We start from the raw sequence: 16,038 nt of genomic DNA, 5'->3' as shown, positions 1-16,038 counted from the left end.
ATGGGGTGCGCGTTCAGATGTCGACGTTCATGACGTCGTCGAACGCGGTCGTGTTGTTGGGATGAAAGCCCGTCAGGTCGCGGTTGTATGCGAAGACGTCCTCGGAAACCCACAGGACGAAGAACGGCACCAGCTCGCTGATCCGCCGCGTGATCTTGCCGAGCAGCACGCGCCGCTCCGGCTCGTCGTACGTCTCCTTGAATCGACCCAGCAGCGACTCGAGCGTCCGATCGCACAGACGCGTCACGTTCTGCCCGTTCGGCGGGATGAGCGCGCAGCTGTTCGTGTTGTTCAGGTCACCGGTCGGCGTGAGCTGCCAGGCGAACAGCGTGATGTCCCATTTTCCGCCGTACATGATCCCGCCGGTGAGCTGGAAGAACTTCGCGATCGCGTAGCGCTTCACGTCGAGCGTTACACCCAGCGGCTGCCACATCGAGCGCATCAGTTCGATCCGCGAGTCGACGTCCTGACTGCCGGTGTACGCTCCGAGCTCGAGCTCGAGGCGTTTCCCGTCCTTCTGCCGGACGCCGTCAGGCCCGCGCTTCCAGCCGGCGCGATCGAGCAGGGCGTTTGCGCGCGCGGGGTCGTACGGGACGGGCGGGATCGGCGTGTAGAGCGGGTTGACCGGGCTGATCTCGCTCTCTTGCAGGATCCCGACGCCGTGATTCTGCTTGCGCAGCATGAGCGCACGATCCGTGGCCAGCCGGATCGCCGCGCGCACCGCCGGATCGCTGACGCCCGGATGCGTCGTGTTGAAGTCGATGTGGTTGAACAGGAAGCTCGGATGCCGCTGCGACGCGATCCCGGGCAACGCGGTGACCCGCTCCACGTATGCCGACGGGACGTACGCCCACAGATCGACTTCGCCCGTCTGCAATTGCGTCAGCAGCGTGTTGCGGTCGGGGATGATCTTCAGCACGACCTTCTCGAGTTTCGGCAGGCCGCGCCAGTAGTACGGATTGCGCTCGAGCGTCACGTGATCGCCGCGCGCCCACTCGACGTAGCGGAACGGTCCGATCCCGACCGGCTTCGCGTTGTACGGCGCGTCGTTGATCTCGGGGAGATCGCCGAGCAGATGTTTGGGCAGGATGCACGGGTTCGCGCCGGCCGAGCCGAAAAACGTCGGAAGGTAGTCGGCGAACGGGCGATCGAGGTGAAAGACCACCGTGTACTTGTCGGGCTCGTCGACCCGCATGATGCGGTCCCAGCCGTTGCGGCCGACGACGTTGTTCTTCGGATTCTTGACGGCGGCGGTCGAGAACACCACGTCGTCGGCGTCGAACGGCGCGCCGTCCGACCACTTCACGCCGCGGCGCAGATGCCACGTGATCGTCTTGCCGTCGCGGCTGATCCCGCCGTTCGCCTTGGTCGGAATCACCGTCGCGAGCTCCGGCGTCGGCCGGTTCGCGCGGTCGTAGCGCGCGAGGTACGCCATCGTGAGCTGCGAGAGGTTGCCGAGGCTGAGCGCGGTGGCGAAGAACGGGTTGAGGTTGTCGAAGTCCTGTGTGTCGCCGATCCGCAGGGTGTGCGGGATCGTCGAGGCATTGTGACGCGCCGGTTCGGCGGCGCCGAGCGGCGCGGCGAGCAGGGCCAGCGCGGCCGCGAGGGAGACGAGCCTGCGAGTGACCATGGCGATCCTCCTCAAATGTCAGCGTCGACCAGATCGTCGAACGGCGTGACTTGGTTGGGGTGAAAGCCGTGCAGGTCGTCGTTGTACGAGAACAGGTCTTCGCGCGCGTCGGTTACGACGGTCGGCACGTCGCGCACCAGCTGCTCCTGAAAAAAGCGCGCGGCCTGCTGCTGCGCCGCCGGTTCGTAGGTGCGGTCGAACGCGGCGAAGGCGCGATCGACGGCGGGGCTGCAGTAGCGCACCGTGTTCGCCCCCTTCGGCGGGAAGCGGTCGCAGCCGAAGAGGTTCTCGAGATTTCCGCTCGGGCTGACGAGCCACGCGAAGATCGCGACGTCGTACTTGCCGCCGTAGACGATCCCGCCGGCATTCGCCGGCGCGAAATAGAGCTGCGACGGATAGTGGCGCAGTTCGATCGCGACGCCGATCTGCTGCCACGAGGCGCGGATCAGTTCGACGATCGCGTCGGTGTCGGGCAGCCCCGAGCCGCTTGCGAAATCGAGCTCGAGGCGTACGCCGCGTTTCGTCCGCACGCCGTCGGCGCCGCGTGCCCAGCCGGCCGCGTCGAGCATCGCGTTGGCGGCCGCGACGTCGTATGGGATCAGCGGCACGTCGATGTGGAACGGGTGCCCGGGCGCAAGCACGGTCTCTTGCAGGATACCGACGCCGTGGCGAATCTTCGCCAGGATCGTGCGCCGGTCGATCGCGAGCCGCAGCGCACGCCGCACCGCCGGGTCGGCGAGGGCCGGATGCTGCAGGTTGAAGTCGATGTGGTTGTAGAGATACGACGCTTGCCGCGAGACGCGCACGGCCGGCAGTACGCGCACGCGATCGTAGAACGCCGACGGCGTGAGGTTCCACAGGTCGATCTCGTGCGTCGTGAGCTGGGTAAGCGTCGTGTTGCGGTCGGGGATGATCTTGAAGACGACCTTCTGCAGCTTCGGCTTGCGACCGAAGTAGAGCGGATCGGGGACCATCGTGACCGAGTCGCCGCGCTGCCACGATGCGTACTTGAACGGACCGATCCCGACCGGGAGCGCGTTGTACGGCGCCTCGTTGATGCTCGCCAGCGACCCGAGCAGATGCTTGGGGAGGATGCACGGCTGGGCGTACGCCGACCCGAAGGTGACGTAGAACGAGGAGTGCGGCCGCGTCAGGTGCAGCACGACGGTGTACGGGTCCGGCGTGTCGACGGACCGGATCAGATCGAATCCTTCGTGCGTCGACTCGTTGTTCTTGGGATTGCGCACGACGTCGATCGAGAAGCGCACGTCCTCGGCGGTAAACGGGACGCCGTCGGACCACTTCGCGTCGCGCCGCAGGTGATACGTGATCGTCGTGCCGTCGGCCGAGACGCCGCCGTTCGCGCGCGACGGCACCGCCGTCGCGAGTTCGGGGACGGGCCGGTTGCGTGCGTCGTAACGGACGAGCCACGCCATCGTCAGCGAACTCATCAGCGCGAGGGTGACTTGCGGGTTGAGGTGCGGGTTGAGCCCGACGATGTCTTCCCCGGTCGCGTAGCGCAGCACGTGCGGCACGGTCCACGGATGGCGCGCGGGTTCTTGTGCGCCCGGTGCGGCGGGGAGCGAGACGAGCGCCGCGCCGAGCAGCGCGGCGCTCAGCCGGCGGCTAGAAATGATACGCCCACGGATTCCAGAACGGGATCGTAATCACCGGCGTCGCGGTGAACCCCTTGAGTGCCGCCGGGTACGACGTGACGTCCCGGCGGAACCACAGGATGATCGACGGATCGTCTTTCGCGAACTCCTGCTGGACGATCTTATAATCCCGGATCCTTCGCGCCTGATCGACGGTCGCGTTTGCGTCGTCCATGGCGGCGGTCGCGCGCGCATTGCGCCAGCGGGGATAGTTCTGACCCTGCGGCGGCATGAAGTGCGCGGAGTAGATCGCGCTCTGGTCGATGTCGGCGGCGCCGGACCAGGCGTAGATCGCGACGTCGAACTTCCCGCCGGCCAGCGTTCCCTTCGAGGTCTGATCGAAGTAGAGCGTCGTCGGGTAGTTCTTCACCGTGACGTCGGCGCCGATCGCTTTCCAATAGGAGATGACTTGCTGCTGGATCGCCTTCGCGGTGTTCGATTCGACCGTCGCCGAGAGTTCGAACGCGAACCGCTGGCCGTTTTTGGCGCGGACGCCGTCCGCGCCGGTGCGCCAGCCGGCTTCGTCGAGCAGCGCCTTCGCCTTCAACGGATCGAACGGATACTGCATCACGGTCGGATCGTAGGCGTCTTTGTAGAGCGTCGGGTCCATGAACGTCGGCGAGAGTTCCCCCAGGCCGTGCTGCACCTTTTCGAGCAGGGAGCGCCGGTCGACCGCATGCGTCAGCGCACGGCGGACGCGCACGTCGGCGAAGATCGGCCGGGTGAGGTTGAAATCGAAGTGATCGAAGACGTAGACGACCGGCGCGATCGTCCGCACGCCGCTCACCTTCTGCAGCTGCCCGTACTGCGCGGCCGGCAGGTTCCACGCGATCTGCACCTCGTGCGTCTGCACCTGGGTGGTGAGCGTGTTGCCGTCGGGGACGATCTTGTAGACGATCTCGCGGATCTTCGGCTTGCCCAGGAAGTACTGCGGAAACGCCTCGAGCCGGATCCGGCTGCCGCGCTGCCACGAGACGAACTTGTACGGACCGCTGCCGACCGGCGCGCTGTTGAACGGCGCCTGATTCATGCTTCCGTTCGCGTCGTTGTACTTGTCGATGATGTGCGCGGGGAGAATCGGCGAGTTGCCGTTGACGCCCCACAATTGCTGCAGGAACGGCGCGTACACCGTCTTCATGTGGACGACCGCGACGTAGGGATCGCGGCAGTCGATGTCCCGGATCGAGTTCCAGCCCACCGTCGTGTCGATGATGTTCTTCGGGTTCACCATCATCTTCCACGTCGACTTCATGTCGTTGCACGTGAGGTCGCCCTGCCCGTCGTGCCACTTGATCCCGTGACGCAATTTGTACTTGATCGTGAGCCCGCGGTCGGTCACGTCGCCGTTGGCGATCGACGGGATCTCCGAGACCGCGTCGGGGACGGCCCGCGCCTTGTCGTCGTACCGCACCGCGTACGAGAAGAGCAGGGCCGAGAGTTCGAGCGTCGGCGTGGCCGTCGCGAACGCCGGGTTCAGCCCTTTCGGATCGGAGATGCTCGAGACGACGAGCCGGTCGTTCGATCCGCCCGTCCCGCCGTCGCCCGACGCCGGCCCGCTCTCACCGCCGCCGCATGCGGAAAGAGCGAGCCCGATCAACGCTCCCGCTGCGAGAAGCCGCGGGCGCATCAGCGCATCGTCTCCGGATCGATCCCCTGCGCGGCGCAGAAATCGGCGAACGCCTGCGGCGCGATCTCCGAGGGCTTGATCTCGCTGCGCCCGCCCCAAAAGACGTTGCTGTAGTCGAAGCCGATCCCCGCTTCGCGCAAGTGCTCGTCGATCGCCGCCTTGTGCGCTAGCACGGTCTCCTTTTCCGTGCCGTGCGCGACGCCCATGATGTTCACGCCCTTAAACTCGGGGCCGCCGTCGCGCCAGTACGCATGCGTCATGATGTAGTGGCGTCCGACCTCGCGGCCCGCGTCCATCTCGCGTCCTTGCGGCACCTTCCAGTGGAAGAGCGCATTGTAGCGCGTCACCCGCGCGCCGCCCGCGGCCTCGTTCGGCTTCACGTGCTCGAGGAACGTCGAGAAGCGTCCGATCACGCCGCGCGCGTTCAACTCCTTGGCGATCCGCTCGAACTCGTCGAGCGAGACGCCGGCTTCCGCCGCGCGGGCGCGCCACAGATCGCGCACGATCTCGTCCGGCGCGAACTCGCGCTTCGCCGCCGTCAGCACGCGCCATTCGAGATCGGTGAGCTGGACGATGTGTGTGTCCTTCACCTCCGCGAGGACGTCGGCGCGCGCGCCTGGCTCCATCCCCTTGCGCCGCACGTGTCCGACGCCCAGCGCGAAGAGATACTTGGCCGGCATCAATCGATACGCTTCCGCGCCGATCTTGCGCGCGAGAAACGCAGCGTATTTGGCGATGTCGTAGCCCTGCGGCACCTTCAGCGTCGTCCACAGCCGGTAGTTCGAACCGACCGTCGCGGTGTCGGTCGTGCGGATCACGACGTGGCCCGAGAACGGATCTTCGCGAAACAGCCACTCGAACGCATCGTTGAGTCTCTCGGGCGGCACCTGCCACGCGCACAGCGAGCCGTCGGCGAGGTTCGTCGCCATCAGCGTCTGCCGCACGCGCCGGATCGTCCCCGAACGCAGCATCGCGACGATCCGTTCGAGGACCGTCGCGACGTCGATGCCGCTGCGTTCGGCGATCTCACCGAACGGGTCGAGTTGAAAGCCCTGCAGGCGATCCTCGCTGATCGCGAGGATCGCCGCGTTGGTCGGATCGTCGATCCAGACGGGAGCCGTCGAAGTCATGTCGCCGGGAGTTCACCCGGCGGCGTTCGCGCCCTCCGCGTAGAGCACAGCCTGTTCCGCCTGACGCACGGTGTAGACGGCCGTCACCTCGTCGGTGAGCGCCTGGGTGATCCCGACTTGGGCGTTGAGCAGCAGCGGGAGCGTCGTGACGCCGGCGCGATACTGCGCTTCGGTCGAGCGCAGGACTTCCTGCGCCTTCGCGAGCTCGGCGTTGGTTTGGTCGAGCGCCGCGTAGGCTGAGATCAGGTTGACGAGCGCGGTACGGACGTTGAGTTCGACCCCCTGCTGCGCCTGCGCGAGGAGCGCGACGCCCTGGTCGAGCTGGCCCTGCGCCTGCGCCGTCTGCGCGCGGGTGACGCCGCGGTCGTAGATCGGCACGCTGAGCGCGACCCCGATCGAGCCGCTGTTGCGGAAGTTGCCGCCCGAGACGTCGCTCGAACTGGTGCCGTACGATCCCGTCGCGTTGATCGAGGGGAAATTGCCGAGCTTCGCCGCGCGCAGGCCGGCCCGCAGCGACGCGACGTTCTCTTGCGCCGAGACGAGGTCGGGGCGCAGCGCGAGCGCGCGCGCGACGGCCTGTTCGTAGGCCGGCGTCGGGAACGCCGGCGCGACCTGCAGGGTCCCCGACGTCGCACTGAGCGACGGTACGTCGTCTTTCGGCTGCACGGCGATGTCGGCGTCAAGCCCGAGCGTGTTGGCGAACGTCGCCAACTGCACGCGCTCGTTGGCCTGCGCGCGGATCACCGCGACGCGCGCCTGCGCCGTCGGCAATTGCGCCGTCGCGAGGTCGGCTTTCGCCGCGGTCCCGGCGCGGATCTGCGCCGCGACGAGGTTCTCCTGCACCTGGTCGAGGCGCACCGTCGCGAGCGAGACCTGGGTCTGGCGCTGCGCGGAGAGCGTATTGTAGTACGCGGTCGCGACGTTGAACGCGACGGTCTGCAGCTGACGCTGATACGTCGCGATCGACGCCGACTGCGTCGCGCGTGCCGCACGAATCTGCGCGGCGACGCGGCCGCCGTCGAAGATCAACTGCGCAAGCTGCACGTTGAACACGTTGCTGGTGACGTTCTGAGGCGCGAGCCCGCTGCCGCTGCCGGTGGTGGTCGTGCCGCTCCCCAAGCCGCTCGTGCCCGTGCCGGACGACGTCCCGGCCTGGCGGTGCGTGCGCGTCGTACTCGCGGTCCCGCTCACCGACGGAAACAACGCGCTCTGCGCGAGCCCGACGGGAGCCGTCGCGATCTCGACCTGCGCGCGCGCCGCGGCGAGGACCGGTGACCGCGCGTACGCGATCAGCACCGCCTGCTGCAGCGTCACCGTCTGCGGGACGCCCGCGACGGTGCGCACCGGCGAGACCGGCGCCGGCGTGCCGTACGCGGGGAACGGGAGCGGGGAGGCCTCGCCGGCCGGCGCGAGATCGGGAAGCTGCGTGGAGTTGATCGCGGCCCGGCTGCCGGAGGGGTTCGCGCCCGTGCCTGCGGGGGCTCCCGGCGCCGGCGTCCCCGCCGCCGACGACGGTGTCGGGCTCGCCAAAGGACGTGGTGTGCTCGACGGTGCGGGCGAGGCGGGCGACTGCGCGAACGCCGGTTGCTGCGCGAGGACGAGCGTCGTCAGCGCGACGCCGGCGAAGGCGCGCGCGATCGGGCGACCGATCATCTACTGTCCCCTGCGCTGACCGCCGCCGGGCGGGGCGGAGATCGCGACGACGCTCTTATCCTGCAGCGCGTCGGGCCGCGTGGTGATCACGGTCGTTCCCGGCTTCACGTCGGCGCCGCGCACCTCGGTGAGCGTATCGGTCTGCAGGCCGATCTGCACCGGCACCTGCTTCGCCTGCATGATCTTCGGCGGAGGCGGGCCTCCGGCGGCCGCACCAGCCGGTCCCCCCTTGGCGACCGCTCCGCCACCGCCGCCGGCGGCGCCGCCCGGCGCACCGCCGGCGCCCGCGCCGCCGGGAGGCGCCTCGGGTTCGACGACGGTGAACACGTTGGCGCCGTTCTCGGTCTGGAACACCGCGGTGCGCGGCACGACGATCGCGCCGGGATGGAATTCCTTGCGCACGTTGACGCTCACCAGCATCCCGCCGCGCAGCAGGCTCTCCGGATTCGGCACCCGCACGCGGGCGCGGTACGAGAGCGTTCCCTGCGTCGGCGTCGCGTTCACGTCCATCACGCTGCCGCGGAACGTGCGGTTGGGGATGCTCGAGCTCGTGAACGTCACCGGCGTCCCGGTACGCACGTACGCGAGGTTGTCGTCGGGGACGTTGACGTTGATGTAGACGTTCGCGATCTGCGAGACGCGCGCGACCGGCTGGTTGGGGCTCGCGAACGCGCCCGGATCGAGCAGCCGCTGCGTCACGAAGCCGTCGAACGGCGCGGTGATCGAGGTCTGCGCGATCTGCGTTTCGAGCAGATGCACCTGCGCCTGCGCCGCGGCGAGCTGGCCGCGGTTCACTTCGATCTGCTGGCGCTGGATCGGCACGGCGTTGCCGCCCTGCTGCTGCGCGGCGCGCAGCGCGACCCGCGCCTGACGTTCGCTCTCGCGCGCGTTGTTGAGCGCCTGCAGAGCGGAGACGTACTGCGAACGCGCCTGATCGTACTGCGTCTGCGCGACGTAGCCTTGTTTGAGCAGCTGCGCGTCGGCGTCGTAGGTCGACTTCGCGCTCTGATACGCGGCCTGCGCGGTCTGCACGCTGTTGTGCGCGGCGGCGAACTGCTGCTGCGCCGTGACGACCGTGTTCGACGCCTGCGCCGCGGTGACGGGAGCCTGGAGGTTCGCCGAGCTCAGCTGCGCCGCGTTCTGCTGCACGATCGCCTGCTGCTGCGCGAGCGAGGCGCGCAGAGTCGAATCGTCAAGCTTCGCGATCGGCTCGCCGGCGCGGACGTGCTGGCCTTCGTTCACGTATACCGCGACGACGTTGCCCGACTGCGGCGAACTCAGCGTCGACTCTTGCACCGGCGCGATCTGACCGTCGAGCGTCACGTACGTCGCGATGTCCTGACGCTGCGCCGTGGCGATGTCGACCGCCAACGGCGGCGGCCCCTGATTGCGCGCCGCGCCGCCGCCCTTGCCGCATGCGGCGAGGGCGACCACGGAGATCGCGGCGGCCAGCAACGCGCGCTGACTCCCTGTCATGGTGCTCCTTTTACCGATCGAAACTGAGAAAACGGCTCGGAAGCGCGCACAGCGACGCTGCCGTCCGAGCACATTACCCGCGAGAACGTGAAAATGATTCGTCCGGTTGCCGGTCGTAAGGTGGCCCGGGATGCGCGGCAAGATCGAGGTGGGGAGGACCTATCAGAGCCAGACGCGGGTGGAGGAGTGGATGACGGCCGAAAAGGCCGGCAATCGCGGCGTCGACGTGCTCTCCACGCCGATGCTGCTGCAACTCGTTGAAGAGGCGGCGATGCAGTGCGTCGCGCCGCTGCTCGACGACGGCGAGATCACGCTGGGGACCCATGTCGACCTCACCCACTTGGCGGCGACGCCCGTCGGGCTGATCGTCCGCACCGAGGTCGAGGTGCTCAAAGTCGAAGGACGGCGGGTCGAATACGCCTTCACCGCGTTCGACGAACGCGAGAAGATCGCCGAAGGGACGCACGAGCGCTACGTCGCCACCCGCGAGAAATTCCGCGAGCGGCTCGAAGAGAAGCTCGGCTAGCGTTCAGATCCGCGCTCCGGCGGCCCGCGCCGCCGCGACGCCGCTGAGGCTCGCGCCGACGGTGCTCTGGCCCGGAAAGACGGTGTCGCCGCAGCGGAACAATCCGACGATGCCGGTGCGGTGCCCGAGCGCGCGCAGATTGGCGTACGCAGGCGTCTGCGGCACCCCGCCGACAAGGCCGCGATGACGGCCGGTATACCGCGCGAACGTCGCCGGTGTGCCGAACTCGCGCACCGTCGCAGCGTCCCACGCGCCCGGCACCGCGCGCTCCAGCGCCGCGCGCAGACGCTGCGCGTACGCCTGCGTCAGGGCGCCGGCGGTCCCGTCGCGCGCGGCACGCTCCCACCGGGCGACGTCGGTATGGGTCGAAAGCGTCAATGCACGGCCGCCGCCGCGCGAGCGCATCCGTTCGCCCTCGGCACTGAATGAGACGAAGGCGGTGTTCCCCTCGCCCGGTGGCGCGCCGGCATCGAGCACCACCTGATGGTGGAGCGCGCCCCCGTCACCGACTCCGGCGGGCACGCCGAGGTACGCGGTGAACGCGCCCCAGCGCTGCGGTAGGGCTGCGGCTTCCTCGGCGAGCCGGCCCGCCGCGCCGGTGAGCCGCACGAGATCCCAGACCGGGACAGCGGCGACCACCTGCGGCGCGGCGATCGTCGACCCGTCGGCGAGCCGGACGCCGGTGACGCGGCCCCGTTCCGTCGCGACCGCCTCGGCGGCGACGCCGTAGGCGATCTCGCCGCCATACCGCCGCACGGCGCGGGCCAGCGCGGTCGCGATGTCGCCGATCCCGCCGGGGAGATGGTACGTCCCCTCGCGCGCCATGTCGAGCGCGGTCGCCCCGTACGCCAGATCGGTCGACGCGGCGTCGGCCTGCGCGGTGATGAGCAGCTGCGCGTCGAGGAAGGTACGCAGACGGGGCGGCGCGTCCGCCGGGATCAGGTCGCCGACCGTCTTTCCGAGCGCCCCGGCGGCCGGAGCGAGCGCCGGGCTCGCGGCGCGGACGAGCGCGCCGATCGACACGGCATCCTGCGGCAAGGCCGGGAAGCGGGTTGAGAAGGACCAGGCAGCGTCGGCGATCCGCTCCTGTACCTTCCAGAACGGCTCGCTTGCGGTCGAGAAGGCCCCTATGCGCTCGCCCCTCCAGCGCTCGTCGCCCCAGCGCACCACGTCGCCGTCGGGCAGGTGGACGATCATTGACGGCTCGACCGGGATCGCTTCGAGCGCAACGCGCAGCCGCTCGAACAAAAGCCGATGGACCCCGCGCGGGCCGAAGCCGCCGACCAGCGTTGCGCCGACGTCGAAGCGGTAGCCGCCGCGCTGATAGAACGATGCGCAGCCGCCGGGGACCGTGTGGCGCTCGAGCACCTGGACGCGCGCCCCGCCTGCGGCGAGCAGCGCGGCCGCCGTGAGCCCGGACACACCCGCGCCGATCACAACGACGTCGGCGCTCCGCAAGCGCGGGGAGGGGTGCGTTTCGCGTGTAAAGCGCATCGACAGGCTGACGGTCCCGAAGACCGATCGGTGCCCGGACGGAACCCGGAGCAATCGACCGGCGTTAATGGGACCAGATGGCGGCCTCGCGGCCGTCCTCGTGATTAGCAGCACCGATGCATGGGTAGTTCCTTCACGGCTGAGCAAGCGAGTGAACCTCGCATGCTCCTCGTGAGGGACCGGCTATGCCGGTGCCAACGCCCTTCTCTACCACAACACCTTAGCTAGGGAGTATTACGTGAAACGACTGAGCACCGGGCTCCTGGCCGCGCTGGTCGCGGTTGGAATCGGTACGACGTCGGTCTCGGCCGCCGGCTCTGCACAGGCGAAAGGCAACATTGGACCCTTCGCGCCTGCACAGGTCGCCCAAGCCATGACCGGCTCGATGCCGCCCGCTGACTTCGGCACGCCGCCTTCCGGCGAGGTCCCGATCCTCTTCAACGACCGGCATGTCTATTCGAAGCCGGACCGCCTGAAGGCGAACCGCGTCCTCGCTGCGTTGGTGCGCGGCAACACCATCCTCATCCCGCTCCGCTCGATGTTCGAGCAAATGGGCGCGACGGTCTCCTATGACCCTGCCTCGAAGACGGTTGACGTTTCGAAGCCCGGCTCCGACGTCAAAGTGACCGTCGGCCGTCCGGAAGTGGTCATCAACGGCGAGAGCCGTCCGCTCGACGTGCCTCCCGAGATCTACAAGGGTTCGGTCGTCGTACCGGTCCGCGTGATCTCCGAAGGCATGGGCGCGTATGTTCAGTGGGTCCCGGATCGCCGCATCGTCGTGGTGCGCTACGTTCCGCAGGTCCCGCCGTCGCCGCCGCCGAGCCCCACCCCGACGCCCGCTCCGGTCGTGACCCCGACGCCGGCTCCCACGCCGTCGCCGAGCCCGACCCCGGTCGCCAAGAATCCGTACGAGCACTTCATCGTCGGTGACTACATCTTCTCGCCGAAGGTCTACAACGAGTTCTCGCCGGGCAACACCGGCAAGGGCGGCTCGTATGCGGCCCGCGGCGCGGTGGAGTTCCCCGCGTTCGGCCTCCCCTGGATGCTCGAAGGCGACTACCGCTCGTACAGCTATCCGCACAACAACGACTTCTCGCCCAACGAACTCGGAACCGTACCGGCTCCGTGCTCGCCCGGCGGAGCCTCGGGTCGTGTCGGATGCGTGACCGTCATCGGCGGTTACGGCCAGACCAACGTGCCGTCGTTCACCGCGCGTGACACGGACTTCGACGGTCGCTTCGCCCTCAAGGTCGCGGACCCGCGCATCTACATCGGCGTGGGCTACCTCCACCGTGAGGAGAACTACGGGTATCCCAAGCAGAACGGCTTCGGTTTCGGCGCCGAGAAGCTTCCGGATCTCGACCAGACGCTATCGATCTACGGCAGTGTGTGGTACTACCCGAGCATCTCGGGCAACTTCACCTTCCCGAGCGGCGCTCCCGCGAACCTCGTCGGCACCACCGCCAAGTTCCAGCAGCGCTTCCTCAAGTACCAGATCGGCGGCACCTTGAACCTCGGTTCGTCGGGGCTTTTCCTCGACGCCGGATTCCTGGGCGACACCATCCGCGGCAAGAACCTTTCGCCGTCCGATGCGTCGCATGCCGGCGGATACGTCGGACTCGGGATCAAGTTCTAAGCGGTCACTCGCCCACGAACTGCGGAAAGGCCCCCGGCGCGCTGCGCCGGGGGCCTTTCCTTTTCGACGCCGGAGGCGATCGCCGTTACGGCGCCGGCGACGCTGCCGGTACGCCGCCGGTCGTCACCACCGCGGCGCCCGCGGGCGGGATCGCCGAGGCGGTGCTGTTTTCACGCATCGCTACCTGCATCATCCGCGCGCGCGGAAAGTCGCGGCGCAGCCACGCATACGTCGCGTGCACGTGCCGGACGCCGTCCGAGGTGTGAATCTTGGCGTAGTAGTGCTCGAGCGCGTAGATGGTTCCCGGGAGCCACGAGTCGCACGGATACTTGTGCTCCCAGTCGTGGATCGCGTCTTCGGTCAGCGCGATCGCATTGAACGTCGTCTCCGCCTTGTCGGGCTGATAGTCGACCTTCAGGCCCTGATCTTTGATCGTATTGCGGATGCCGAGGATGCTCATCTTGAGCTTCCCGAAATACTCGTCGGCCGGCGCGACCCGGCACTTTGCCTGGGCAACGGGTTTCCCGTGGTGCCCCGCCGCGTCGGCGGGCTTCGCGGGAGCGAGCACCGTCGCCGCAGTGGTCGCGGCGGTAACGAGCGAAACACAAGCAATCAGACGTTTCACGTCGCGTCCCTCATTGCAGCGAATCCCCTGGTTGAGAGCAGAACTTTCGTGAGTGCACATCCGACACCCGTGGCCGCCGTGCAAACGCGTGCGCACGATCGCGCCGCGTTCTCCGAGCGGTGGCCCAGACTGCTCGCGCAGATCGAGGAAGCCGCATCGGGAGCCCGGCTGATCGTGATCCCCGAAGGAACAGTTCCTGGGTACGTTATCGGCAACGAGGCGGTCGACCCGCGTCTCTTGGAAGCTGCCGCGCAGGACGTGATCGGCATCGCAGCTCGCAGCGGCGCGACGATCGTGTACGGCGGGGCGCGCGCGGTCGCCGGCGGCATCGCGAACAGCGCGTACGTCGTCACCGCGGACGGCGTGACCGGCTTCGCCGACAAATGTTTCCTCTGGCATTTCGACCGCCGCTGGTTCACCGCGGGCGACACGCTGACGCCGGTCGACACGCCGCTCGGCCGGCTCGGCGTCTTCATCTGCGCGGACGGGCGGATCCCGACGATCGCGAGCACGCTGGTCGATCGCGGCGCCGAGGTACTGGTGGTGCCGACGGCGTGGGTCTCGAGCGGCCGCGATCCGCTGGCGCTCGAGAACATCCAGGCCGATCTGATGATTCCCGTCCGTGCTCGCGAGAACGGCGTCCCGCTCGTCGCCGCCAATAAAGTCGGCGTCGAAGCGCGCAGCGTGGTCTACTGCGGCAAGAGTCAAATCGTCGCGGCCGACGGCACCGTCGTCGCGCTCGCCTCCCAGGACCAACAGGAGATCGTGCGCGCGACGATCGCGATCGGCCCGTCGCCCGTCCATCGCGACGCGGCGCCCGCCGGAGTGACGCGCCGTCGCGGCACCCCGCTCCCGGAGGTCGCGCGGATCGCGATCGCCGCCGCGGTCGATCCGGCCCTGCATGATCTCGCCGGAGTCGCCGACGCCGATCTCACGATCGATCCGCACGCTGCGCCGGAGCGCGACGACGTCGCGATTGTCGACGATGAAGCGGTGCTCGATCCGCGCGCGCTCGTCGGGCCTCGGCTCGACGGCGTCTCGCTCTTCGTCTGGCACGCGTCGATCGACGCCGGCTGGATCGTGCGCTTCGCGCGCACCCGCGCAGCGGAACTGCGGGCGTACGTCGTCGTGCTCGACACGTCGGCGAAACGCGCGTTCGCCGTCGACCCCGACGGGGCGGTCGTCGCCGGCACCTTCGACGGCTTCGAACTCGCCGCGTTCGCCTACGACCGCCGGCGCACGCTGGCGTGGAACGTCGCTCCGGGTACGGACGTGCGTGAAGGCCTGCAGCGCACCGCCGGCCTCGCGGCTGCGGCGCGATGAGCAAAGCCTTCGAAGACGCGCACGAGCGGCACGCGTCGGCGCACGAGGGGCCGCGCTGGGTCCCGATCGTCGCCGCCGCGCTCGCGGTCCTGGCCGCGTTCAGCGGGTATCTCGCGAACGTCCGCGCCACCGCCGCGATCATCGCGAAGAACGACGCGATCGTCGCGACGACGCACGCCTCGGACACGTACGCCGAGTATCAGGCCGGGCGGCTGAAGTACTACGTCGCGCAGTCGGCGCTCGACGCCGGCGTCAATGCCGGCGGCGACGCGGCCAAGCTGCGCGCGAACGCGACGCGCGAGAACGCAAAAGGGCCGCCGTTGCTCGAGAAAGCGCATCGTTTTGAAGAAGACGCGACGCGAATGAACGAGCGATCCGAACGGCTCCTCGCGCAGCACGAGACGATCGAGATCGCCACGACGCTGTTCGAGGTCTCGATCGTCCTCGTCTCGATCACGGCGCTGGTCGGTTCGCGCCTGCTGCCGGTCTCCGCCGCGATCGCGTCGTTCGCGGGCGTGGCGATCTTTCTCTACGGACTGACGCGCTGAGCGATCACGGCCGCGCAGTCGCCGCGGTCTTCGGCGTGAACACCGAATCGCTCACGTCGACGTTGAGCGCGTAGTTCGAGACGCGCGCCGCGACGTAGGCGTGCACGGCGGGGAGCCGGATGTCGGCGTCCTGCGCTACGACGACCGCGTGTCCGCCGATCCGATCGAAGCGCTGATGCATGTCGATCCGGCCGTCACGGTACTGCCAGACGATCCGCTCGGGGAGCGCGGCCGCGTCGTCCACGTAGACATCGACTTCGCGCAAGCGACGGTCGGCGCTGCGCGGCGTCAGCACGAGGTAACTCACCGTGCGGCCGCCGGCGTTCTCCTCCCCGGCGCCGATGGTGAACTTCTTCTCCCAATTGGCCGGCGTACCCAGACTTACGTAGACGTTGCGGAACGCGCGCGCGAACGTCGGCAGGTCGGAGAAGACGAGTTCCATCTTCGCCGGGCGTTTGAAGTACGCGCTGCCGTGCAGCGTCTTGCGGACGTACGGAAACGAATGCAGGCCGACCTCGAACGCGACGTCCGCCCGATAGGATTCGAGTCCTGGGTCGGCGCCCGCGAGCTTTTCCATCAGGAGCCCGGCGTGGTCCTGCGCGCGGAGCGGCGCGCTCGCCGCGGCAGCGGCGAAGACGACCAGAGCGAGACCGGCAAGGAGACGGCGCACCGACGGACTGTAGCATATCTCGCCGTTCTGCGCGCGCCCCGGCGG

At 68.6% G+C, this 16,038-nt stretch carries 13 protein-coding genes; 4 read left to right on the top strand and 9 right to left on the bottom strand.

Features of this window, described 5'->3' with window-relative positions:
* Positions 1 to 13: 13 nt before the first annotated feature.
* The 6 genes from WPS_RS05180 to WPS_RS05155 form a co-directional block, all read right to left on the bottom strand.
* Positions 14 to 1,630 (bottom strand): ABC transporter substrate-binding protein, encoded by a 1,617-nt coding sequence (locus WPS_RS05180; RefSeq protein WP_317996790.1) that lies wholly within the window; start codon positions 1,628 to 1,630, stop codon positions 14 to 16.
* A gap of 11 nt (positions 1,631 to 1,641) precedes the next feature.
* On the bottom strand, positions 1,642 to 3,165 hold the full coding sequence (locus tag WPS_RS05175) for a peptide ABC transporter substrate-binding protein (RefSeq protein ID WP_317996789.1): 1,524 nt from the start codon (positions 3,163 to 3,165) through the stop codon (positions 1,642 to 1,644).
* Between the two features lie 91 nt (positions 3,166 to 3,256).
* A complete protein-coding gene (locus tag WPS_RS05170) occupies positions 3,257 to 4,912 on the bottom strand; it encodes a peptide ABC transporter substrate-binding protein (RefSeq protein ID WP_317996788.1) in 1,656 nt (551 codons plus the stop codon).
* Positions 4,912 to 6,042 (bottom strand): Lrp/AsnC family transcriptional regulator, encoded by a 1,131-nt coding sequence (locus WPS_RS05165; protein WP_317996787.1) that lies wholly within the window; start codon positions 6,040 to 6,042, stop codon positions 4,912 to 4,914. Before WPS_RS05165 ends, WPS_RS05170 begins: the two co-directional genes overlap by 1 nt.
* A 12-nt stretch (positions 6,043 to 6,054) precedes the next feature.
* Entirely contained in the window at positions 6,055 to 7,695 is a 1,641-nt protein-coding gene (locus WPS_RS05160) for a TolC family protein (RefSeq protein WP_317996786.1), read from the bottom strand.
* Complete coding sequence (locus WPS_RS05155) at positions 7,696 to 9,171, bottom strand: efflux RND transporter periplasmic adaptor subunit (RefSeq protein ID WP_317996785.1); 1,476 nt, start codon at positions 9,169 to 9,171, stop codon at positions 7,696 to 7,698.
* A gap of 130 nt (positions 9,172 to 9,301) precedes the next feature.
* On the opposite strand from WPS_RS05155, the gene WPS_RS05150 reads away from it, so the two are divergent.
* A complete protein-coding gene (locus WPS_RS05150; protein WP_317996784.1) occupies positions 9,302 to 9,697 on the top strand; it encodes a thioesterase family protein in 396 nt (131 codons plus the stop codon).
* A 3-nt stretch (positions 9,698 to 9,700) separates the two neighbouring features.
* Here the strand turns inward: WPS_RS05150 and WPS_RS05145 are convergent, their stop codons facing one another.
* Positions 9,701 to 11,191 carry a phytoene desaturase family protein gene (locus WPS_RS05145; RefSeq protein ID WP_317996783.1) on the bottom strand — a complete coding sequence of 497 codons (1,491 nt, stop codon included), beginning with the start codon at positions 11,189 to 11,191 and terminating at the stop codon, positions 9,701 to 9,703.
* Between the two features lie 238 nt (positions 11,192 to 11,429).
* Between WPS_RS05145 and WPS_RS05140 the strand changes: the two genes are divergently transcribed.
* Positions 11,430 to 12,827 (top strand): copper amine oxidase N-terminal domain-containing protein, encoded by a 1,398-nt coding sequence (locus tag WPS_RS05140; RefSeq protein WP_317996782.1) that lies wholly within the window; start codon positions 11,430 to 11,432, stop codon positions 12,825 to 12,827.
* Positions 12,828 to 12,912: 85 nt separating this feature from the next.
* On the opposite strand, the gene WPS_RS05135 is transcribed toward WPS_RS05140, so the two are convergent.
* Positions 12,913 to 13,395, bottom strand: coding sequence for a hypothetical protein (locus WPS_RS05135; protein ID WP_317996781.1), 483 nt, complete (start codon positions 13,393 to 13,395; stop codon positions 12,913 to 12,915).
* A 126-nt stretch (positions 13,396 to 13,521) separates the two neighbouring features.
* Between WPS_RS05135 and WPS_RS05130 the strand changes: the two genes are divergently transcribed.
* Together WPS_RS05130 and WPS_RS05125 are read left to right on the top strand one after the other, a co-directional pair.
* On the top strand, positions 13,522 to 14,775 hold the full coding sequence (locus WPS_RS05130) for a carbon-nitrogen hydrolase family protein (RefSeq protein WP_317996780.1): 1,254 nt from the start codon (positions 13,522 to 13,524) through the stop codon (positions 14,773 to 14,775).
* On the top strand, positions 14,772 to 15,323 hold the full coding sequence (locus tag WPS_RS05125; protein WP_317996779.1) for a DUF4337 family protein: 552 nt from the start codon (positions 14,772 to 14,774) through the stop codon (positions 15,321 to 15,323). The genes WPS_RS05130 and WPS_RS05125 overlap by 4 nt, the downstream gene beginning before the upstream one ends.
* A 4-nt stretch (positions 15,324 to 15,327) precedes the next feature.
* Here the strand turns inward: WPS_RS05125 and WPS_RS05120 are convergent, their stop codons facing one another.
* The gene (locus tag WPS_RS05120) at positions 15,328 to 15,993 is read right to left on the bottom strand and encodes a LolA-like protein (RefSeq protein WP_317996778.1); all 666 of its coding nucleotides are present in this window, start codon (positions 15,991 to 15,993) and stop codon (positions 15,328 to 15,330) included.
* Positions 15,994 to 16,038: the final 45 nt, after the last annotated feature.

This window comes from Vulcanimicrobium alpinum, assembly GCF_027923555.1.
GTDB classification, from domain to species: Bacteria; Vulcanimicrobiota; Vulcanimicrobiia; order Vulcanimicrobiales; family Vulcanimicrobiaceae; genus Vulcanimicrobium; species Vulcanimicrobium alpinum.
The sequence above is the reverse complement of the archived record's forward strand: the minus strand, read 5'-3'. Positions and strand labels throughout refer to the sequence as shown.

Bases quoted from the DNA above. Each gene is read 5' to 3' on its own strand.
- WPS_RS05170 (WP_317996788.1), bottom strand. From the start codon at position 4,912: ATGCGCCCGCGGCTTCTCGCAGCGGGAGCGTTGATCGGGCTCGCTCTT.
- WPS_RS05150 (WP_317996784.1), top strand. From the start codon at position 9,302: ATGCGCGGCAAGATCGAGGTGGGGAGGACCTATCAGAGCCAGACGCGG.
- WPS_RS05145 (WP_317996783.1), bottom strand. From the start codon at position 11,191: ATGCGCTTTACACGCGAAACGCACCCCTCCCCGCGCTTGCGGAGCGCC.
- WPS_RS05125 (WP_317996779.1), top strand. From the start codon at position 14,772: ATGAGCAAAGCCTTCGAAGACGCGCACGAGCGGCACGCGTCGGCGCAC.
- WPS_RS05155 (WP_317996785.1), bottom strand. From the start codon at position 9,171: ATGACAGGGAGTCAGCGCGCGTTGCTGGCCGCCGCGATCTCCGTGGTC.
- WPS_RS05165 (WP_317996787.1), bottom strand. From the start codon at position 6,042: ATGACTTCGACGGCTCCCGTCTGGATCGACGATCCGACCAACGCGGCG.
- WPS_RS05180 (WP_317996790.1), bottom strand. From the start codon at position 1,630: ATGGTCACTCGCAGGCTCGTCTCCCTCGCGGCCGCGCTGGCCCTGCTC.
- WPS_RS05160 (WP_317996786.1), bottom strand. From the start codon at position 7,695: ATGATCGGTCGCCCGATCGCGCGCGCCTTCGCCGGCGTCGCGCTGACG.